Below are 20,254 nucleotides of genomic sequence, written 5' to 3'. Positions count from 1 at the left end.
ACGAGAGGCTCCGGTATGTCTTCTAGGGCGGACGGCCGGCTCGACCTGCCGGCCGTGAGCGAGCGGCAGAGCCTGCGGGAGCAGGTCGCCCACGCGCTCAGGGCGGCCCTCATCACCGGTGAGATGAGGCCCGGCATGGTCTACTCCGCCCCGGTCCTCGCCGCCCAGTTCGGGGTCTCGGCGACCCCGGTGCGCGAGGCCATGCTCGACCTGGCCAAGGAGGGCCTGGTCGAGGCGGTGCGCAACAAGGGTTTCCGGGTCACCGAGCTGTCCGACCGGGACCTGGACGAGCTGACCGAGATCCGCAGGCTCATCGAGGTGCCCACGGTGGCGCAGCTGGCCGACGCCGGGCGCGCGCCGAGCTTCGACACGCTGCGTCCGCTGGCCCAGGCGATCGTCGACGCCGCCGAGCGCGGCGACCTGCTCGCCTACGTCGACGCCGACATCCGCTTCCACCTGGACCTGCTCGCCCTGGCGGGCAACTCCCATCTCGTGGAGGTGGTCCGCGACCTGCGCAACCGGGCCCGCCTGTACGGCCTGTCCGCCCTGCACCGGCGGGGCACCCTCGTCGACTCCGCCCGCGAGCACCTCACCCTGCTCGCGCTGCTCTCCGAGGGGGACGCGAGCGGCGCCGAGCGGCTGATGCGCGCCCACATCCGGCACGTCCGCGGCATCTGGGCCAGCCGGCCCGAGTGACGCGGCCCGACGGCCGGGGCCACCGGCCGGGCCGGAGGGCTCCCGGAGCAGGGGCTCCCGGAGCAGGGGCTCCCGGAGCAGGGGCTCCCGGAGCAGGGGCTCCCGGAGCGGCGACTCCTGGGGGCGGGGGAGAGGCGCGCGGGCAGGGGTGGGTCAGCCGGTGCCGCGGGTGGCGCGGGGCAGCGGGTGGCGCGAGTCAATCGGTGCCGCGGGTGGCGCGGGTCAGCCGGTGCCGCGGGTGGCGCCCACGCTGGCGATGACCACGCAGCCGATGGCGGCCCACTCCCGCACCTGGAGCACCTCGCCCAGCACCAGCAGCCCGACCAGCGCCGCCATCGCGGGCTCCAGGCTCATCAGGATGCCGAAGACCCGCTTGGGCATCCTGCGCAGCGCCTCCAGCTCGATCGAGTAGGGGATGACCGACGACAGCAGGCCCACCCCGAGCCCGATCAGCAGGAGCTCGGGTTGCAGCAGGTCGGCGCCGCCCGAGGCGATCCCGGCGGGGGCGACCAGCAGGCAAGAGACGATCATCGCCAGGGCGAGGCCGGTCGTCCCGGGGAAGCGCCGGCCGACCGAGGCGGACAGCAGGATGTAGCCGGCCCAGCAGGCCGCCGCCACCAGGGCGAAGGCGATCCCGGCCCAGCTGATCCTGGACGCCGACGTGCCCCACGGGGCCAGCAGCACCACGCCCGACCCGGCGAGCGCGACCCAGAGCAGGTCGAGGCGACGGCGCGAGGCCGCCACCGCGACGCCGAGCGGGCCGAGGAACTCGATCGCCACCGCGATGCCCATGGGCAGCCGGGCCAGCGCCTCGTAGAACGACAGGTTCATCACGCCCAGCGTCACGCCGAACGCCACCCCCGCCCCGATGTCCGCCCGGGACAGCCCGCGCAACCGGGGGCGGGCGATCGCGCCCATGATCAGCGCTCCCGTCGCGATCCGCAGGAACACCACGGCGCTCGGCGGCAGCTGGGAGAACAGGTCCTTGGCGAAGCCCGCGCCCACCTGCACCGACAGGATGGCCAGCATCACCAGCCCGGACGGCGGGACGGCGTCGGAGGCCGCCTTCAGCAGCGCTCCGGGCCCGGGCAGGCCCTGCTTGTACGGCTCGGCGGGCCCCTGCCGGGCTTGGGCGGTCACGACTCTCCTCCTGCCAGGCGCGAAACGGTCGATGACACCTTACTTATCGCGGCCCTCGTTTTCAGTGGCGTCCGCGATGCGAGACGCCCCCGCACGCGGCGACGCCCCGGTCGCGAGGCATCCCTCGGCCCCGGACCGGCCGGGTGCCCCCACCGGCCACCGGGCCCTGTCAGGGCCCCGTCATGTCAGGCGGCTTCCGGCCGGGTCATTCCCAGCGGAAGGTGCGGGAGGTCAGGAAGAGCGACACCGCCGCCCACGCCGCGAGGATCGCCGCGGCGGCGAGCGGGAGCCCCGTACCGTCGCTCAGGACCGCGCGGAGCCCTCCGGTCAGTGCCGAGATCGGCAGCAGCTCCAGCACCGGCCGTACCGCCTCGGGGAACTTCGCCAGCGGGAAGGCGACCCCGCCGCAGGCGAGCAGGAGCAGGTAGACGAGGTTCGCCGCGGCGAGCGTGGCCTCGGCGCGCAGCGTTCCCGCCATGAGCAGGCCGAGCCCGCTGAACGCGGCGGTGCCCAGCACGATCAGCAGCAGCGCCGCGAGCGGCGAGCCCGTGGGACGCCAGCCCAGCGCGAGCGCGACCGCGCAGATGACGGCCACCTGGACGACCTCAACGGCGATCACCGCGAGCGTCTTGGACAGCATCAGCCCGGTCCGCGACAGCGGGGTGGCGCCCAGCCGCTTCAGCACGCCGTACCGGCGCTCGAAGCCCGTCGCGATGGCCTGCCCGGTGAAGGCGGTGGACATCACGGCCAGCGCGAGCACGCCGGGGGTCATGAAGCCGATCCGGGAACCGCCGCCCACGTCGAGGATCGGGGCGGAGGAGAGGCCGACGAGCAGCAGCACCGGGATGATCATCGTGAGCAGCAGCTGCTCGCCGTTGCGGAGCATCGCCCGGATCTCCGCGCCCGTCTGGGCCGCCACCATCCGGCCCAGCGGCGCGGCTCCGGGGGCCGGCGTGAGGTCCAGGGTCGTCATGGGGCTCTCCTGCGGTCTTCTGGCCCGCGCCCCGGCCCGGACCGTGCCCGGACGCGCGCGGGGCGGTGGCGTGGGGATTCGGAGGGCGCCGCCGGGACGACGGGCGCCGGTGAAGCGGGGAGGGCCGGGGGCGTCGCCGCGGCCGAAGGCCCCGAGGACGTCACCGTGCCAAGGGGTGCCGCGGGCCTCACCGTGCCAAGGGGTCCCGGGGGCGTCATCGGAGTTCACGTCCGGTGAGTTCCAGGAAGACGTCCTCCAGGGTGCGCCGTTCGATGCTGAGGTCGTCGGCGGTCACCCCCTCGGCGGCGCACCAGGTCGTCACGGTGGCCAGGAGGCCGGGCGCGACCTGCCCCTCGATGATGTAGTGCCCCGCCGGCGACTCCTTGGCCGCGCTGCCGGCGGGCAGGGCGGCGAGCAGCTCGTCCAGGCAGAGGCCGGGCCGGGCGCGGAAGCGCAGCTGCCGCTCGGCGCCGGTGAGGGAGGAGGGCGTGCCCTCGGCGACCACCCTGCCGCGGTCGATGATCACGATCTGGTCGGAGAGCTTCTCCGCCTCGTCCATGTGGTGGGTGGTGAGCACCACCGAGACCCCGCTCGCGCGCAGGTCCCGTACCAGCTCCCAGCAGGCGTGCCTGGCCTGCGGGTCCAGGCCCGCGGTCGGCTCGTCGAGGAAGACCAGCTCCGGGCGGCCGACGACCGCCCCCGCCAGCGACACGCGCTGCTGCTGGCCGCCGGAGAGCCTGCGGTACGGGGTGCGGGCGTGCTCGCTCAGCCCCAGCCGCTCCAGCAGCGCCGCGGGGTCGAGCGGGTTGGTGTGGAAGCGCGCCATCAGCCGCAGCCACTGCCCGCAGCGGGACGCCGGGGGAACGCCGCCCGCCTGGAGCATCACCCCGACCCTGGCCCGCAGTTCCGGTCGCGACGGGTCGAGCCCGAGCACCCGCACCGTGCCGCCGTCGGCCCGGCGGAACCCCTCGCAGATCTCCAGGGTGGAGGTCTTGCCGGCCCCGTTGGGGCCCAGCACCGCGGTGACCGCGCCTCGGGCGGCGGTGAAGGTCAGGCCGTCGATCGCGGTCGTCCCGCCGTATCTCTTGACCAGGTCGACGATCTCGACGGCTGGGGAGTCCATGGCCACGAGTTTAGGGACTGCGCTCGCCGGTCCCGTTCCCGGACCACGCGTCCGGGGCCACCCCGGGCCCGTTTTCCGGCCGGTGGCGGACCCGCCCGACTGGCGCTTAAAGGTTTTTCTGGGGAATTTTCCGAAATGCAGGAATTCGGATGACCGCCTGTTGGTTGGGACGCTTCGGCCCCTGTGGGCCCGCCATCGCCCATGACCGGTGTCATCCATGACCGCAGGGCGTGGCCCGCGACCAGGACGGCCCGCGACCAGGTGCCCGCAGCCGAAGTGGCCTGAGACCGAAGTGGCCCGCGACCAAAAAGGGGATACGAGTATGACCGCGGCCGTCGTCGAGCCGGAGGTGGCGCCGATCGCACGGCGCAGGACACTGCTACTGCTCATCCTGGGCGCGCTGTCGGCGGTCGGTCCCCTGTCGATCGACATGTACCTGCCCGCCTTCCCCTCCATCGCCGCGGACCTGGGCAGCGGCCAGGCGCAGGTGCAGCTCACCCTCACCGCCTGCCTCGTCGGCTTCTCCGTCGGGCAGGTCGTCGCGGGCCCGATCAGCGACACGCGCGGCCGGCGCGGCCCGCTGCTGATCGGCATCGCCGCCTACGCCGTCGCCTCCCTGCTGTGCGCCTTCTCTCCCTCGGTGTACGGGCTGGTGGGCTTCCGCCTGCTCCAGGGCATCGCGGGCGGCGCCGCGCTGGTGATCGTCCGCGCGGTCGTCCGCGACCTGTACGAGGGCGCGGCCATCGCCCGGATCTTCGCCACCCTCATGCTCGTGACCGGCCTCGCGCCGATCCTCGCCCCGATCGCGGGCGCGCAGCTGCTGGACCACACCTCCTGGCGAGGCGTGTTCGTCGCGCTGAGCGTCGCCGGTCTCCTGCTGCTGGTCTTCGCGCTGTCGGGGGTACGCGAGACGCTGCCCGCCGAACGGCGCGAGAGCGGCGGGCTGCGCCACACCCTCGTCACCTTCTGGCACCTGCTCCGCGACCGCTCCTTCATGGCCGCCACCCTCGCCGGGGGCCTGGGCTTCGCGGCCATGTTCGCCTACATCTCCGGCTCGCCCTTCGTGCTCCAGGACGTCTACGACACCTCGGCGCAGACCTTCTCCCTGGTCTTCGGTTTGAACGCCCTCGGCCTGACCGTCACCGCGCAGATCGGCGGGCGCCTGGCCGGGCGCCTGGACCCGGCCAGGCTGATCCTGGCCGGGCTGTTCCTGAGCGTGGCCGGGGCCGCCGGGGTGCTCGTCGCGGCCCTGTTCCACCTGCCCCTGCCGGTGCTGGTCGCCGCGCTGTTCGTGATGATGTGCGGGGCGGGCTTCGTCCTGCCGGGCAGCGGCGCGCTCGCCCTGGCCGGTCAGCCCCAGCAGATCGCCGGGAGCGCGGCCGCGCTGACGGGCGTGCTGCAGTTCGCGCTCGGCGCGCTCGCCGCCCCGCTGGTGGGTCTGGGCGGCGAGGGGTCGGCCCTGCCGATGGCCGTCGTCCTGGCCGGTTTCACCCTCGCCGCGCTCGTCGCCTTCGTCGGCCTGCGGGGGGCCTCGCGGAGCGTTTCCCCTGGTTAGGTAAGGCTTACCTGCGTGACGAACCACATTCGGTCGACCGAACTTCGGGTTTGTAACTGGGGAAGCAATTACGGCACACTGATGTTGTGAAATACGTGACCGGGATGCAGGGCACCGAAGGAGCCGCCACCGCGCGGCTCTCCGGCGTGTCCGCCGAGCACAGCACGCGAGCGCGTGTCGCCCGGCTCATCCTGGAGCACGGTCCCATCACCGCCGCCGCGCTCGGCGAGCGTCTCGGCCTCACCCCCGCCGCCGTACGCAGGCATCTCGACGCCCTGCTGGCCGAGGGGATGACCGAGGCCCGCACCGCCAGGCCGCGAGGCCAGCGCGGGCGCGGGCGACCGGCCAAGCTGTTCGCGATAACCGACGCGGGCCGCAGCGCCTTCGAGCACGCCTACGACGGCCTCGCCGGAAGCGCGTTGCGTTTCATGGCCGAGCGCGTGGGCGAGGAGGCCGTGACGGAGTTCGCCCGATCGCAGGTGGCCGGCCTGGTCGACCGCCTGAGGCCGCGGATGAGCGAGGTCCCCGCCGACCAGCGGGTCCGCGTCCTGGCCGAGGCCCTGTCGGCCGACGGCTACGCCGCCTCGGCGAGCAAGGCCAGCCTCGGCGGCGAGCAGCTGTGCCAGCACCACTGCCCGGTGGCGCACGTGGCCGCGGAGTTCCCGCAGCTGTGCGAGGCCGAGACGGAGGCGTTCGCGCGCATCCTCGGCACCCCCGTGCAGCGACTCGCGACCATCGCCCACGGCGACGGCGTGTGCACCACCCACGTGAGTCCCCACAGGACACCCGGGCCCGCCGCGCGGGAACGCGCGCCGGGCCTTTCGATACCTGATCCGGCGCAACCGCCGGCAATCCACGAAACGATCGACACATCGAGCAAGGAGACCGGAAGGTGACAGTCACCGACCGCCCGGAGCTGGAAGGCCTCGGGAATTACAAGTTCGGCTGGGCCGACTCGGACGCCGCGGGAGCGACGGCCCGGCGCGGCCTGTCCGAAGAGGTCGTCCGCAACATCTCCGCGCTGAAGAGCGAGCCGGAGTGGATGCTGGACCTTCGCCTGAAGGGGCTGCGCCTTTTCGGCAAGAAGCCCATGCCCAACTGGGGTTCCGACCTCAGCGGGATCGACTTCGACAACATCAAGTACTTCGTGCGCTCGACGGAGAAGCAGGCCGCCTCCTGGGAGGACCTGCCCGACGACATCAAGAACACCTACGACAAGCTCGGCATCCCCGAGGCGGAGAAGCAGCGCCTGGTCGCTGGCGTCGCCGCCCAGTACGAGTCCGAGGTGGTCTACCACAAGATCCGCGAGGACCTTGAGGAGAAGGGTGTCATCTTCGTCGACACCGACACCGCCCTCAAGGAGCACGAGGAGATCTTCAAGGAGTACTTCGGGACCGTGATCCCGGTCGGCGACAACAAGTTCGCCGCGCTGAACACGGCCACCTGGAGCGGCGGCAGCTTCATCTACGTGCCGCCGAACGTCAACGTGGAGATCCCGCTCCAGGCCTACTTCCGGATCAACACCGAGAACATGGGCCAGTTCGAGCGGACCCTGATCATCGTCGACGAGGGCTCCTACGTCCACTACGTCGAGGGCTGCACCGCGCCGATCTACTCCTCCGACTCGCTGCACAGCGCCGTCGTGGAGATCATCGTGAAGAAGAACGCGCGCTGCCGCTACACGACCATCCAGAACTGGTCGAACAACGTCTACAACCTGGTCACCAAGCGCGCCGTGGCGTACGAGGGCGCGACCATGGAGTGGGTCGACGGCAACATCGGTTCCAAGGTCACCATGAAGTACCCCGCCGTCTACCTCATGGGCGAGCACGCCAAGGGCGAGACCCTCAGCGTCGCCTTCGCCGGTGAGGGCCAGCACCAGGACGCCGGGGCCAAGATGGTCCACCTCGCGCCCAACACCAGCTCCTCGGTGATCTCCAAGTCCGTCGCCCGCGGCGGCGGCCGCACCTCCTACCGCGGCCTGGTCCAGATCGAGGAGGGCGCCCACGGCAGCGCCAGCACCGTCAAGTGCGACGCGCTCCTGGTCGACCAGATCAGCCGCTCCGACACCTACCCCTACGTGGACGTGCGCGAGGACGACGTCTCCATGGGGCACGAGGCCACCGTCTCCAAGGTCTCCGACGACCAGCTCTTCTACCTGATGAGCCGCGGTCTGGGCGAGGACGAGGCGATGGCGATGATCGTCCGGGGCTTCGTCGAGCCGATCGCCCGCGAGCTCCCGATGGAGTACGCCCTGGAGCTGAACCGCCTGATCGAGCTGCAGATGGAAGGAGCCGTCGGCTGATGGGTCTCGACACCGGAAAACCCCTGTCGACCCTCCACGAGAAGGCCTCGTACGACGTGGCCGACTTCGCGGTGCCGACCGGCCGGGAGGAGGAGTGGCGCTTCACCCCGCTCTCCCGGCTCAAGGGCCTGCACGAGGGCGTCGCGGCCTCCGCGAACGTGGTCGTGCAGGTCGACGCCGCACCCGAGGTCACCGTGGAGACCGTCGGACGCGACGACCAGAGGGTCGGCAAGGCCTACGTGCCCGCCGACCGGGTCAGCGCCCAGGCCTACGCCTCCTTCGAGAAGGCCACCGTGGTCACCGTCGCGCGCGAGGCCGTCGCCTCCAAGCCGACCGTGATCACCTTCACCGGGTCCGGCCAGGGCGCCGCGTACGGCCACACGGTCGTGAGGCTGGAGCCGATGGCCGAGGCCGTGGTCGTCCTCGACCACCAGGGCAGCGCCGTCTACGCCGACAACGTCGAGTTCGTCGTGGGCGAGGGCGCCACGCTCAAGGTCGTCAGCCTGCAGGACTGGGCCGACGACGCCGTGCACGTCTCCCACCACCACGCCCTGCTGGCCAAGGACGCCACCTTCCGCGGCTTCGTGGTCACCCTCGGCGGCGACCTGGTCAGGCTCTCCCCGTCGGTCGCCTACGACGGCCCCGGCGGCGACGCCGAGCTGAACGGCCTCTACTTCGTCGACGCCGGCCAGCACCTGGAGCACCGCCTGCTCGTCGACCACTCCAGGCCCGACTGCCGCAGCAACGTCGACTACCGCGGCGCGCTGCAGGGCCAGGACGCCCACGCGGTCTGGATCGGCGACGTCATCATCCGCGTCGAGGCCGAGGGCACCGACACCTACGAGCTCAACCGCAACCTGCTGCTCACCGACGGCGCCCGCGCCGACTCGGTGCCCAACCTGGAGATCCTCACCGGCGAGGTCGCCGGGGCGGGTCACGCCAGCGCCTCGGGCCGTCTCGACGACGAGCACATCTTCTACCTCCAGGCCCGCGGCATCCCCTTCGAGGACGCCCGGCGCCTCGTCATCAGGGGCTTCTTCGCGCAGCTGCTGGAGAAGATCGAGGTCCCCGAGCTTCGCGAGCGGGTGCTCGCCCGGGTCGAGGCGGAGCTTGAGAAGTGACGTTCGAGAAGGTCTGCAAGCTCGCGGACATCCCCGACGAGGGAGTCATCGGCCTTGAGGTCGGCGACACCCCCGTCGCCCTGGTCCGCCAGGGCGAGGAGGTCCACGCGCTGCACGACGTGTGCTCCCACGCCGAAGTGAAGCTCAGCGAGGGTGAGGTCTACGACGGCACCCTGGAGTGCTGGCTGCACGGCTCGTGCTTCGACCTGCGTACGGGCAAGCCCACCGGCCCGCCCGCCAACAAGCCCGTCCCCGTATACCGAGTAAAGATCGATGGCGACGACGTGCTCGTCTCGCTCTCGAAGGAGTCATAAAGTGTCTGACACCAGCCGAGCCTCCTCGGGCACCACCCTGGAGATCCGCGACCTGCACGTCACCGTCGCCGACAAGGAGATCCTGCGCGGCGTCAACCTGACCGTGCGCGCCGGCGAGACCCACGCCATCATGGGCCCCAACGGCTCGGGCAAGTCGACGCTCGCGTACGCGATCGCGGGCCACCCCAAGTACACCATCACCAGTGGCCAGGTCCTGCTCGACGGGGTCGACCTGCTGGAGCTCACGGTCGACGAGCGCGCCCGCGCCGGCCTGTTCCTCGCCATGCAGTACCCGGTCGAGGTCCCCGGCGTCAGCGTCTCCAACTTCCTGCGCACCGCCGTCACCTCCGTCCGCGGCGAGGCTCCCAAGCTCCGCGAGTTCGCCAAGGACCTCAAGTCCGGCATGGACGCCCTGTCCATCGACGCGGCCTTCGCCCAGCGCAACGTCAACGAGGGCTTCTCCGGCGGTGAGAAGAAGCGCCACGAGATCCTCCAGCTGGAGCTCCTCAAGCCGAAGATCGCCGTCCTCGACGAGACCGACTCCGGCCTCGACGTCGACGCGCTGCGCGTGGTCTCCGAGGGCATCAACCGCTTCCGCTCCGGCGAGACCGGCGTGCTGCTCATCACCCACTACACCCGCATCCTGCGCTACGTGAAGCCGGACTTCGTCCACGTCTTCTCCGCCGGCCGGATCGTGGAGCAGGGCGGCCCCGAGCTCGCCGAGAAGCTCGAGGCGGAGGGCTACGAGGCCTACACGAAGGCGTCGGCCTGATGGACAACGGCCTTGACGTGGAGAGGATCAGGAAGGACTTCCCGGTCCTGTCCCGCGAGCTTCCCGGCGGCAGGCCACTCGTCTACCTCGACTCCGGCAACTCCTCGCAGAAGCCCACCCAGGTGGTCGAGGTGATGCGCGAGCACATGGCGATGCACTACAGCAACGTGGGCCGCGCCATGCACGTGCTGGGAGCGGAGTCCACCGAGGCGTACGAGGACGCCCGCGACAAGGTCGCCGCCTTCGTCGGCGCGCCCGGCCGCGACGAGGTCGTCTTCACCAAGAACGCCTCCGAGGCGCTCAACCTGGTGGCGTACGCCTTCGGCAACCCCATCGGCACCGACCCCCGCTTCCGGCTCGGCCCTGGCGACGAGATCGTCATCTCCGAGATGGAGCACCACTCCAACATCGTGCCGTGGCAGATGCTCGCGCAGCGCACCGGCGCGACGCTGCGGTGGTTCTCCGTCACCGACGAGGGCCGCCTGGACCTGTCGAACCTCGGCGAGCTCGTCAACGAGCGCACGAGGATCGTCTCGATCGTGCACCAGTCGAACGTGCTGGGCACGGTCAACCCGGTCGCCCCGGTGCTCGCCAGGGTCCGCGAGGTCGGCGCGCTGATGATGCTCGACGCCTCCCAGTCGGTGCCCCACCAGCAGGTGGACGTGGCCGCGCTGGGCGTCGACTTCCTCGCCTTCACCGGCCACAAGGTCCTCGGCCCGTCGGGCATCGGCGTGCTGTGGGGCCGCGCGGAACTGCTGGAGGCGATGCCCCCGTTCATGGGCGGCGGCGAGATGATCGAGGCGGTCTGGATGGACCACTCGACCTACGCGCCCGCGCCGCACAAGTTCGAGGCGGGCACCCCGCCGATCGTCGAGGCCATCGGCCTCGGCGCCGCGATCGACTACCTGTCCGAGATCGGGATGGACGCCGTCGTACGCCACGAGCGCGAGCTCACGGAGTACGCCCTCGGCGCCCTGGGGGAGATCCCGGGGCTGCGGGTGATCGGCCCGCTGGACCTGGCCGACCGGGGTGGCACGGTCTCCTTCACCCTGGAGGGGATTCACCCGCACGACGTCGGGCAGATCCTGGATGACAACTTCGGGGTGGCCGTGCGCGTGGGACACCACTGCGCCCGCCCGCTCCACCTGAGGTTCGGGATTCCCGCGACCACGCGGGCGTCCTTCTATCTCTACAACACACCGGCCGAGATCGACGCCCTGGTCCGCGGCCTCCACCACGTGCGGAAGGTGTTCGCCTAGCCATGCCCGAGCAGTCGAGCCGGCGGACGGGCGAACGGCGGGCGCGCGGCGCCCGCCGCACGGCGTCCGGCGACGCGCGAGCGCACGGCGCAGCGAACGAGAAGGTGAGCACGACCCTATGATCGCCGAGTCCATGTACCAGGAGCTGATCCTGGAGCACTACAAACACCCGCAGGGGAGGGGGCTCCGCGATCCGTACGACGCCGAGGTCCACCATGTGAACCCGACGTGCGGTGACGAGATCACCATGCGTGTGAAGCTGGGCGACGGAGGCAAGGTCGAGGACGTCTCCTACGACGGGCAGGGCTGTTCCATCAGCCAGGCCGCGGCCTCCGTGCTGCACGAGCTGGCCACCGGCTCGACCGTCGGCGACACCCTCGGCGTCGTGGACGAGTTCACCCGGCTCATGCAGGGCAGGGGCAAGGTGGAGGCGGACGAGGACGTGCTGGGCGACGCCGTCGCCTTCGCCGGGGTCGCCAAGTTCCCCGCCCGGGTGAAGTGCGCGCTACTGGCGTGGATGGCCTACAAGGACGCGGTCGTGAGGAGCACCGAATGAGCAAGGCTGTAGAGACCCCCACCACGGCCTACGACGGGGACACCACCCATGACGAGGTCATGGAGGCTCTCAAGGACGTCGTGGACCCCGAGCTCGGCATCAACGTCGTCGACCTGGGCCTGATCTACGGGCTCCACCTCGACGCCGCCGAGGCCGGTGCCGGCAACGCCGAGGGCGGCGAGGGCGGCGATGGCGCCGCCCTGCCGGTCGCCACCATCGACATGACGCTGACCAGCGCGGCCTGCCCGCTGACCGACGTCATCGAGGACCAGGCGCACTCGGCCCTGGAGGGCATGGTCTCCGATGTGAAGATCAACTGGGTGTGGCTCCCGCCGTGGGGCCCGGACAAGATCACCGACGAGGGACGCGAGCAGCTCCGCATGCTGGGGTTCAACGTCTGAGAAGTGCTTTCCGGTACGGCTCGCACCCCCCGGGGTTCGGGCCGTACCCAATTGTGTGAGAGGATTTCGGAGGCCGGGAAGAAAAGCCCGGCCAGGAGTGTTGACTCCAACCGACGGACAAGCGATCGGCCGATGCCGGACGCCCCGACCGAACCCGGCACTGCGAACGCCGGGTATGCTTGATCGTGGTTTGACTGCGTGCGGGTAAGCTAGACCCGCCCCGTGCGGTGCGCCTCGACTTGCACCGCACTACCGCCCCCATGTGGGCGTTGATCCAGCGCGGCCTCAGGCCGTGCGTTCCAGGCTCGTCCTTTCGCAGAAGTGACGTGCCCCGTTCTTCTATCGAAAGGCACGAGTCTTCGTGACCATGCTTGACGCTGTTCTGCCCGAAATCACCGACATCACCGAGATCTCCCCGGCCCCCGCAGGCGTGTCCGAGTTCACCCTCCTCGGTCTGCCGAAGCCGCTGGTGACGGGGCTCTCGCGTGCGGGCATCGACAGTCCCTTCCCCATCCAGCGGGCCACGATCCCCGACATTCTCGCCGGTCACGACGTTCTCGGCCGCGGCCAGACCGGCTCCGGCAAGACGCTCGCCTTCGGCCTTCCGATGATGACCCGCATCGCCGGCGCCAAGGCCCGTCCCGGCCACCCCCTGGCCGTCGTCCTGGTCCCGACCCGCGAGCTCGCCATGCAGGTGACCGACGCGCTCGAGCCGCTCGGCCGCGGCCTGTCGCTGCGGATGAAGACCGTCGTGGGCGGCATGTCGATGGGCCGCCAGATCGAGGCGCTGCGCCGCGGCGTCGAGGTCGTCGTGGCCACCCCCGGCCGCCTGACCGACCTCATGCAGCAGGGCGAGTGCATGCTGGACGAGGTCCAGGTGACGATCCTCGACGAGGCCGACCACATGTGCGACCTCGGCTTCTTCCCGGTCGTCAGCGCGATCCTGCAGCAGACCCCGGCCGACAGCCAGCGCCTGCTGTTCTCGGCCACCCTCGACGGCGACGTCGACAAGCTCGTCCGCCGCTTCCTCACCGACCCGGTGACCCACTCGATGGCCCCGGCCGCCTCCTCGGTCGACACCATGGAGCACCACGTGCTGGAGGTGCACCGCGACGACAAGTTCCCGGTGACCGCCGAGATCGCCAACCGCGAGGGCCGGACCATCATCTTCGTGCGCACCCAGCACGGGGTCGACCGGCTGTGCAAGCAGCTCGCCCAGGTCGGCATCCGGGCCGGCGGCCTGCACGGCGGCAAGCGCCAGAACCAGCGCACCCGCATCCTGGCCGAGTTCAAGGAAGGCACGATCAACGTCCTGGTCTGCACGGACGTCGCGGCCCGCGGCATCCACGTCGACAACATCAGCCTCGTGCTGCACGTCGACCCGCCCCAGGACCACAAGAGCTACCTGCACCGCGGTGGCCGTACGGCCCGCGCCGGGGAGAAGGGCACCGTCATGACGCTGGTGCTCCCCAACGAGCGCCGCTCCACCGAGTCGATGACCCGCCGCGCGGGCATCAAGCCGTTCCGCCTCAAGGCCACCCCGGGTCACCCGCGCCTGGAGGAGGTCGCCGGCGCGCGTACGCCCACCGGTGAGCCGATCCCGGTCTGGGAGCCCTCGGCGCCGGCCGCCAAGCAGCGTCAGGGCCGCGGCGGCTTCGGCGGCAACGGTGGCGGCGGGCGTGGCCCGCGCCGCTTCCGCTCCGACCGTCCCGCCCACGGCGAGGGCCAGCAGCCCCGCGAGCGTTCCTTCGGTGACGACAGCCGTGGCACCGGTGCCACCGGTGGCGGCCAGTACCGCTCCGAGCGCCCGGCCGGCGGCGGTTACCGTTCCGAGCGTCCGGCGGGCGGCGGCTTCCGCTCCGAGCGTCCCACCGGGGGCTACCGCGGTGGCGAGCGGCGTGAGCCGTTCCGCGCCGACCGTCCGGCCCCGGCCGGTGGCGGTTACCGTTCCGAGCGTCCCGCGGGCGAGCGCGAGCCGTTCCGCGGCGACCGCCAGGGCGGCGGCTTCCGCGGCGGCGAGTTCCGCGCCGACGGCCGCGGCTCCGCCCCGCGCGGTGGCGGCAGCCGCTACGGCCGCTGATCGCCTCTGATCACCTCGTAGGACCCTGAAGGGCCGGTACGGCATCCGCCGTGCCGGCCCTTCGGCTTTCCCGGCCGGGTGCCGGGACGCGGTTGACGATCTACATCCAGTCGTCATGATGGGCTTCATATCCCCTTTTTTCCCATCAGCTTCGAGCGTCCCGAGCCGTCTCCGCGATCAACCGGTGCGTGTGGAATCTCCGAGATAAGAGGATAAATGCGCCTTTCGTGGTCCAGCCTCCGTGTTCTCGCCCGCCTTCCCCTCGTTGTTTTGCTGGCCACGGCCGGGACTGCCGCCACCGTCCCCGCCGCGTCCGCCGCGTCCGCCGCGTCCGCCGCGTCCGCCGCGTCCGCCGCGTCCGCCGCGTCCGCCGCTGGTCCTTCCGTGACCACGGCGCAGAGTTACCGCGTCCTGCAGCTCAACCTCTGCCACAGCGGCGTCAACACCTCCTGTTTCAACGGGGCCAATGTCATCCAGGAGGCGCGTGACATCATCGGCGCCAGGCAGCCGCAGGCCGTCACGCTCAACGAGATCTGCCGCGACGACCTGGCCCAGCTGGCCCCCTCGATGGGCGACGGTCACCGGGTGTTCGCCCCGGCGCTGCGGCCCGACGGCACACCGGTGCGCTGCGTCAACGGGGACGAGTACGGCAACGGCCTGCTCTTCCGCGCCACGGGGGCGACGAACTTCTCCGGCGTCTACGCCACCCAGGACGGCGGCAGCGAGAGGCGCGTCTACGTGTGCGCCGAGTTCCCCGACCTGACCGGCTGCGCCACCCACCTGTCGACCACGGGGAACGTCGCGATGGCGCAGTGCAAGGCCGCCATCGCGATGCTGCGCGGCCGGGGCGCGGCGACCAGGCCGACCTTCCTGGGGGGTGACTTCAACATGAGGTACGCGCCGCTGTTCGGGCAGAACGTCCAGAACTGCAACTCCGCTCCCTTCTTCAGGAAGGGGGACGGGGACGTGCAGCACGTCTTCGCGGCGAGCATGGGCTTCGAGCGCACCGATGTCATCTCCATGAGGTACACCGACCACCCCGCGCTGCTGGTGACCCTCACCAGGCCCTGACGCGCCCCGGCTGCGGGGATTGTAGCTGAACCGGTCCATGCCGCTATTGACAGCACAGACACATTGACTTTACGGTCACGTTACTTATCCGGTTCAGCAAGCGCATGAGGTCGCGTTTAAATCGGTTGGGAGCGCTCCCATGCAGGAGAGGAGACTGTCGATGCGGATTCGACGAAGGTTCGCGATCCTGGGGGCGGCGGCCTGCGTGGCCTGCACCGCCGTGGCCGGGTGCACCGGAGGGTCCACGACGCCGTCCGCTCCGAGCGGGGCGCCGCAAAGTTCCGGCGCGGCGGCCCCCTCGGCCGGAGCGGGCGGGGCGGGCGGCGCGAACGCCGCGTTCCCCCGTAACGAGACCCTGTACACCAGCGGCACCCAGTGGGGTCCCCCGGTCAACTGGAACCCGCTGCGGACCTGGGACTCGGCCACCGGCACCAAGGGGCTCGTCTACGAGACCCTGTTCCTGTACGACCCCCAGACGGACAAGTTCACCCCCTGGCTGGCCGAGAGCGGCACCTGGACCGACGACAAGACCTACGAGCTCAAGCTGCGGCAGGGGGTGACCTGGGCCGACGGCAAGCCCTTCACCGCCGACGACGTGGTCTTCACGGTCGAGCTCGGCAAGATGAAGACCGTCCCCTACGCCAACCTGTGGGACTGGCTGGAGAAGGTCGAGGCGGTCGACCCGGGCACGGTCAAGTTCACCTTCGACAAGGCCAACTACCAGCAGTGGGCCAACTGGGTCTACGGCAACGCGATCGTCCCCAAGCACATCTGGGGAGGCCTCTCCGAGGAGGAGGTGCTGAACGGCGTCAACGAGAAACCGGTCGGCACCGGGCCGTACGCCTACCACAGCCACGACCAGGACCGGATGGCCTGGGTCAAGCGCGACGGCTGGTGGGCCACGGCGGCGCTGGGCAAGGACGTCAAGCCCAAGTACATCGTCGACATCGTCAACTCCAGCAACGAGGTCGCGATGGGCCTGCTGCTGCAGAAGGGCCTGGACCTCAGCAACAACTTCCTGCCCGGGGTGGCCAACCTCGTCAAGGGCAACTTCGGCGTCCAGACCTACTATCCCGAACCGCCCTACATGCTCTCGGCCAACACCGCCTTCCTGGTGCCCAACACCACGAAGAAGCCGATGGACGACCCCGCCTTCCGCAAGGCGCTCGCCAACTCCATCGACACCAAGAAGATCGTCGAAGGCGTCTACGGCAACCTGGTCAAGGCCTCCAGCCCGACCGGCCTGCTGCCGCAGTGGGACAAGTACGTCGACCAGGCCGTGGTGAGCGAGAAGGGCTTCGCGTTCGACACCGCGAAGGCGAAGAAGCTCCTGGCCGACGCCGGGTACAAGGACGGCGACGGCGACGGGTTCGTGGAGAACAAGGACGGCTCCAAGGCCTCGCTGAAGGTGATCGTCCCGGCCGGGTGGACCGACTGGATGGAGGCGAGCCGGGTCATCGCCGAGGGCGCCAAGGCCGCCGGGATCGACCTCACCCCCGAGTTCCCCGACTACAACGCGCTGGTCGACCAGCGCACGTCCGGCAAGTTCGACCTGCTGCTCAACAACGAGCGGCAGCTGTCCAACACCCCCTGGATGTACTACGACTATATGTTCCGGCTGCCGGTCAACAAGCAGCAGAACACCGTCAACTTCGGCCGCTACGAGAACAAGAAGGTCTGGGACCTGGTCCAGGACCTCGACGGCAGGAAGGTCGACGACGTCGAGGGCATGAAGCAGGTCGCCTCGCAGATCCAGAGGATCCAGCTGGACGAGCTGCCGGTGATCCCCCTCTGGTACAACGGCCTGTGGGCGCAGACCAGTAACGCGGCCTGGACCAACTGGCCCTCCTCGGCCGCGGGCACCCCCAAGACCCCGCCGACCATGTGGCGCAACTGGCTGGAGCTGGGCGGGGTGCTCACCCTGACCGAGCTGAAGCCCGCCGGAGGCTGACCCCCGCGATCCTCACCCCCTCCCCGCGCGCCGCCCTCACCCGCTTCCGGGCGCGCGCGGGGAGGGGTTCATCTCGCCGATTCTGGAGGATCGCGTGCGACGTTACTTCGGCCGGAAGCTGCTCGTGTACGGGCTCACCTTCCTCGTGGCCGTCACGATCAACTGGATGATCCCGCGCTTCATGCCGGGCGACCCGGTCCAGAGCATGCTGGCCAGGGCCAACGTGTCGCAGCCCGCCGCCGTGGAGGCGATGCGCGCCCACTACACGAACCTGTTCGGGCTGGACCTGCCGCTCTGGCGGCAGTACGCCAACTTCTGGGCCGCGCTGTTCCGGGGCGACCTGGGGACCAGCATCTGGCTGTTCCCCACCCCGGTGACCGACGTCATCGTGCGGGCGGTGCCGTACACGCTGGCGCTGCTCATCCCGTCCATCCTGCTCAGCTGGTGGGCGGGCAACAGGTTCGGCGCCTTCGCGGCGAGGCGGAAGTGGCTGGACAACACGGTCCTGCCGATCGGGTACGTGCTCACCGCCACGCCGTACATGTGGCTCGCCATCCTGATGGCCTGGGGGCTGGGCATCGTGGCCGGGATCTTCCCGGTCTCCGGCGGCTACAGCTTCTCCATGCGGCCCAACTGGTCGTGGGAGTTCGCCGGGAACCTGGCGCTGCACTGGTTCCTGCCGTTCGCCTCGCTCTTCCTCGTCGCGTTCGGCGGCTGGGCGATCGGCATGCGCAACATGATCATCTATGAGCTGGAGGCCGACTACTCCACCTACCTGTCCTCGCTCGGGGCCTCGCGGCGGCTCATCCGGCGCTACGCGTTCAGGAACGCGGTCCTGCCGCAGATCACCGGCCTGGCCCTGCAGCTCGGCGTGCTCGTGGCCGGAGCCCTGGTCACCGAGATCGTCTTCTCCTATCCGGGGCTGGGCCACCTGATCCTCATGGCGATCCAGAACCAGGACTTCTTCCTGCTGCAGGGGGCCTTCCTGTTCATCGTCGTCGGCGTGCTGATCGCCAACTTCATCATCGACATCGTCTACGTCCTGGTCGACCCGCGTACCAGGATCGGGATGGGAGGGGAGGCGGCATGACGGCCGTGCCCGCCGTGCCCGCGGAACCGCGCCCGAACAGGGACACCGGACGCCGCGAGGGGCTGTACTTCGCGATGCGCAACGGAAAGCTCCTGGCGGGGCTGGTCGTGCTGGTCCCGCTGCTCGTCCTCGCCGTCGCCGCACCGGTGATCGCCGGGGGGGACCCGAACGCCTACGTCTCCACCCCCGCCTCGCCGCCCTCGGCCGAGCACTGGTTCGGCACCACCATGTTCGGCCAGGACATCTTCGCCCAGTTCGTCCATGGCCTGAGCGTCACCTTCCAGGTGGGGGCGCTCGGCGGCGGGCTCGCCGCGGTCATCGGCATGGCGATCGGCTTCACCGCCGGGTACCGGGGCGGGCTGGTCGACGAGGTGCTGAACATGCTCACCAACATCGTCCTGGTCCTGCCCGCGCTGGCGGTGCTGCTCATCGTCAACGCCTACCTCGGAGTGCGCAGCGTCGGCGTGCAGGCGCTCTTCATCGGGCTCACCTCCTGGCCCTGGGCGGCGAGGGCCATCAGGGCCCAGACGTTCTCGCTGCGCTCGCGCGACTTCGTGGACCTGGCCCGGCTCAGCGGCGTGCGCACCTGGAAGATCATCGCCAGGGAGATCGCGCCCAACATGAGCTCGTACCTCTTCATGACCTTCATCCTGCTGTTCGGCGGGTCGGTCCTGATCGCGGCCTCGCTCGACTTCATCGGACTCGGTCCCAGCGAGGGCGTCTCGCTCGGCCTGATGCTCAACAACGCGGCCCGCTGGAGCGCCCTGCACCTGGGCATGTGGTGGTGGTTCGTCCCGCCGGGGGCCGGGATCACCGCCATCGTCGGCGCCCTCTACGTGATGAACGTCGGTCTCGACGAGGTGTTCAACCCGAAACTGCGGGAGCTGTAGATGACTCTGCGCGTGAACGACCTGCGGGTCCACTACCGGACGCTGCGCGGCGAGGTGCGGGCGCTCGACGGCGTGAGTTTCGACGTCGGCGACGGCGAGATCCTCGGCCTGGCGGGCGAATCCGGCTGCGGCAAGACGACCCTCGGCAAAAGCCTCATCAGGATGGACGGCCGGATGCGGCTGGCCGGGGGCACCGTCGAGCTGGACGGCGAGGAGCTGCCGATCGGCGACGACCGCCGGATGAACGCCTTCCGCTTCAGCCGGGTCTCCCTCATCCCGCAGTACTCCATGAGCGCGCTGAACCCCACCAGGAGGATCGGCCGGATGGTCACCGAGCTGCTCGCCTCCCGGGGCGAGCGCCTCGACGTCGCCGAGCTGGAACGCCGCCTGGACCTGGTCGAGCTGCCGCGCGACGTGCTGGGGCGCTACCCGATCGAGCTGTCGGGCGGGATGAAGCAGCGGATGGTGATGGTCGTCTCCACCCTGCTCGACCCGTCCCTGCTCATCGCCGACGAGATCACCTCCGCGCTCGACGTGTCGACCCAGAAGGCCGTGGCCAGGACGCTGACGGAGTTCAGGGACCGGGGCTTCGTGCGCAGCATGATCTTCATCACCCACGACATCTCGCTCACCTACCAGATCGCCGACACGATCATGATCATGTACGCGGGGAGGCTCGCCGAGAAGGCCCCGGCGGACGTGATCGTCGGCGAGCCGCGCCACCCGTACACGCGGATGCTGATCTCCTCGCTGCCCGAGGTCGGCGTCCGCCACGCCGAGCGCAGGCTGTCGGGTATCCCCGGCAGGCCGCCCTCGCTGCTCGACCCGCCCTCCGGCTGCCGGTTCAGGGACCGCTGCCCGCTCGCCTTCGGCAGGTGCGCGGAGGACCCCCCGCCGGTCGAGGTCGCCCCCGGTCACCACGTCGCCTGCTGGAAGGCCTGAAGGGATTTCTCGACG

19 protein-coding genes are annotated in these 20,254 nt (G+C 70.5%); 16 read left to right on the top strand and 3 right to left on the bottom strand.

All coding sequences use genetic code 11. The features are described from left to right. Positions 1-15 precede the first annotated feature (15 nt). The gene (locus ACFYWM_RS13475) at positions 16-696 is read left to right on the top strand and encodes a GntR family transcriptional regulator (RefSeq protein ID WP_389913389.1); all 681 of its coding nucleotides are present in this window, start codon (positions 16-18) and stop codon (positions 694-696) included. A gap of 222 nt (positions 697-918) precedes the next feature. Here ACFYWM_RS13475 and ACFYWM_RS13470 read toward each other — a convergent pair whose 3' ends face one another. The 3 genes from ACFYWM_RS13470 to ACFYWM_RS13460 form a co-directional block, all read right to left on the bottom strand. Beyond that, positions 919-1,836, bottom strand: a complete 918-nt coding sequence (locus ACFYWM_RS13470; protein WP_389913386.1) for a DMT family transporter — start codon at positions 1,834-1,836, stop codon at positions 919-921. Positions 1,837-2,041: 205 nt separating this feature from the next. Then, a complete protein-coding gene (locus ACFYWM_RS13465; protein WP_389913383.1) occupies positions 2,042-2,809 on the bottom strand; it encodes an ABC transporter permease in 768 nt (255 codons plus the stop codon). A gap of 214 nt (positions 2,810-3,023) precedes the next feature. Continuing rightward, positions 3,024-3,932 (bottom strand): ABC transporter ATP-binding protein, encoded by a 909-nt coding sequence (locus ACFYWM_RS13460; protein ID WP_389913379.1) that lies wholly within the window; start codon positions 3,930-3,932, stop codon positions 3,024-3,026. Between the two features lie 322 nt (positions 3,933-4,254). On the opposite strand from ACFYWM_RS13460, the gene ACFYWM_RS13455 reads away from it, so the two are divergent. The 15 genes from ACFYWM_RS13455 to ACFYWM_RS13385 all read left to right on the top strand — a co-directional run bounded on the left by ACFYWM_RS13455 (position 4,255) and on the right by ACFYWM_RS13385 (position 20,239). Further along, positions 4,255-5,487 carry a multidrug effflux MFS transporter gene (locus ACFYWM_RS13455; RefSeq protein ID WP_389913376.1) on the top strand — a complete coding sequence of 411 codons (1,233 nt, stop codon included), beginning with the start codon at positions 4,255-4,257 and terminating at the stop codon, positions 5,485-5,487. Between the two features lie 104 nt (positions 5,488-5,591). Continuing rightward, positions 5,592-6,383 carry a helix-turn-helix transcriptional regulator gene (locus tag ACFYWM_RS13450; RefSeq protein ID WP_389913622.1) on the top strand — a complete coding sequence of 264 codons (792 nt, stop codon included), beginning with the start codon at positions 5,592-5,594 and terminating at the stop codon, positions 6,381-6,383. Then, positions 6,380-7,792, top strand: coding sequence for a Fe-S cluster assembly protein SufB (sufB, locus tag ACFYWM_RS13445; RefSeq protein ID WP_389913374.1), 1,413 nt, complete (start codon positions 6,380-6,382; stop codon positions 7,790-7,792). Before ACFYWM_RS13450 ends, sufB begins: the two co-directional genes overlap by 4 nt. Next, a complete protein-coding gene (sufD, locus tag ACFYWM_RS13440) occupies positions 7,792-8,913 on the top strand; it encodes a Fe-S cluster assembly protein SufD (protein WP_389913371.1) in 1,122 nt (373 codons plus the stop codon). Before sufB ends, sufD begins: the two co-directional genes overlap by 1 nt. Beyond that, positions 8,910-9,227 carry a Rieske (2Fe-2S) protein gene (locus ACFYWM_RS13435; RefSeq protein ID WP_389913369.1) on the top strand — a complete coding sequence of 106 codons (318 nt, stop codon included), beginning with the start codon at positions 8,910-8,912 and terminating at the stop codon, positions 9,225-9,227. The genes sufD and ACFYWM_RS13435 overlap by 4 nt, the downstream gene beginning before the upstream one ends. A gap of 1 nt (position 9,228) precedes the next feature. Further along, positions 9,229-9,999 carry a Fe-S cluster assembly ATPase SufC gene (gene sufC / locus ACFYWM_RS13430; RefSeq protein WP_389913367.1) on the top strand — a complete coding sequence of 257 codons (771 nt, stop codon included), beginning with the start codon at positions 9,229-9,231 and terminating at the stop codon, positions 9,997-9,999. Then, the gene (locus ACFYWM_RS13425) at positions 9,999-11,258 is read left to right on the top strand and encodes a cysteine desulfurase (protein WP_389913364.1); all 1,260 of its coding nucleotides are present in this window, start codon (positions 9,999-10,001) and stop codon (positions 11,256-11,258) included. The genes sufC and ACFYWM_RS13425 overlap by 1 nt, the downstream gene beginning before the upstream one ends. A gap of 118 nt (positions 11,259-11,376) precedes the next feature. Further along, complete coding sequence (gene sufU, locus ACFYWM_RS13420) at positions 11,377-11,814, top strand: Fe-S cluster assembly sulfur transfer protein SufU (protein ID WP_389913361.1); 438 nt, start codon at positions 11,377-11,379, stop codon at positions 11,812-11,814. After that, positions 11,811-12,215, top strand: a complete 405-nt coding sequence (locus ACFYWM_RS13415; RefSeq protein WP_389913358.1) for a metal-sulfur cluster assembly factor — start codon at positions 11,811-11,813, stop codon at positions 12,213-12,215. The genes sufU and ACFYWM_RS13415 overlap by 4 nt, the downstream gene beginning before the upstream one ends. 367 nt (positions 12,216-12,582) lie before the next feature. Next, a complete protein-coding gene (locus tag ACFYWM_RS13410) occupies positions 12,583-14,295 on the top strand; it encodes a DEAD/DEAH box helicase (RefSeq protein ID WP_389913355.1) in 1,713 nt (570 codons plus the stop codon). A 384-nt stretch (positions 14,296-14,679) separates the two neighbouring features. Next, complete coding sequence (locus tag ACFYWM_RS13405) at positions 14,680-15,366, top strand: endonuclease/exonuclease/phosphatase family protein (RefSeq protein ID WP_389913352.1); 687 nt, start codon at positions 14,680-14,682, stop codon at positions 15,364-15,366. Between the two features lie 160 nt (positions 15,367-15,526). Next, complete coding sequence (locus tag ACFYWM_RS13400) at positions 15,527-17,317, top strand: ABC transporter substrate-binding protein (RefSeq protein ID WP_389913349.1); 1,791 nt, start codon at positions 15,527-15,529, stop codon at positions 17,315-17,317. Positions 17,318-17,411: 94 nt separating this feature from the next. Then, the gene (locus tag ACFYWM_RS13395) at positions 17,412-18,407 is read left to right on the top strand and encodes an ABC transporter permease (RefSeq protein ID WP_389913346.1); all 996 of its coding nucleotides are present in this window, start codon (positions 17,412-17,414) and stop codon (positions 18,405-18,407) included. Beyond that, positions 18,404-19,297 carry an ABC transporter permease gene (locus tag ACFYWM_RS13390; protein WP_389913343.1) on the top strand — a complete coding sequence of 298 codons (894 nt, stop codon included), beginning with the start codon at positions 18,404-18,406 and terminating at the stop codon, positions 19,295-19,297. Before ACFYWM_RS13395 ends, ACFYWM_RS13390 begins: the two co-directional genes overlap by 4 nt. Further along, complete coding sequence (locus ACFYWM_RS13385) at positions 19,298-20,239, top strand: ABC transporter ATP-binding protein (protein ID WP_389913340.1); 942 nt, start codon at positions 19,298-19,300, stop codon at positions 20,237-20,239. Positions 20,240-20,254 lie beyond the last annotated feature (15 nt).

It is taken from the genome of Streptosporangium sp. NPDC002721 (genome assembly GCF_042888905.1).
Lineage (GTDB): Bacteria > Actinomycetota > Actinomycetes > Streptosporangiales > Streptosporangiaceae > Streptosporangium.
This window is presented reverse-complemented; position numbering and strand designations above follow the sequence as displayed.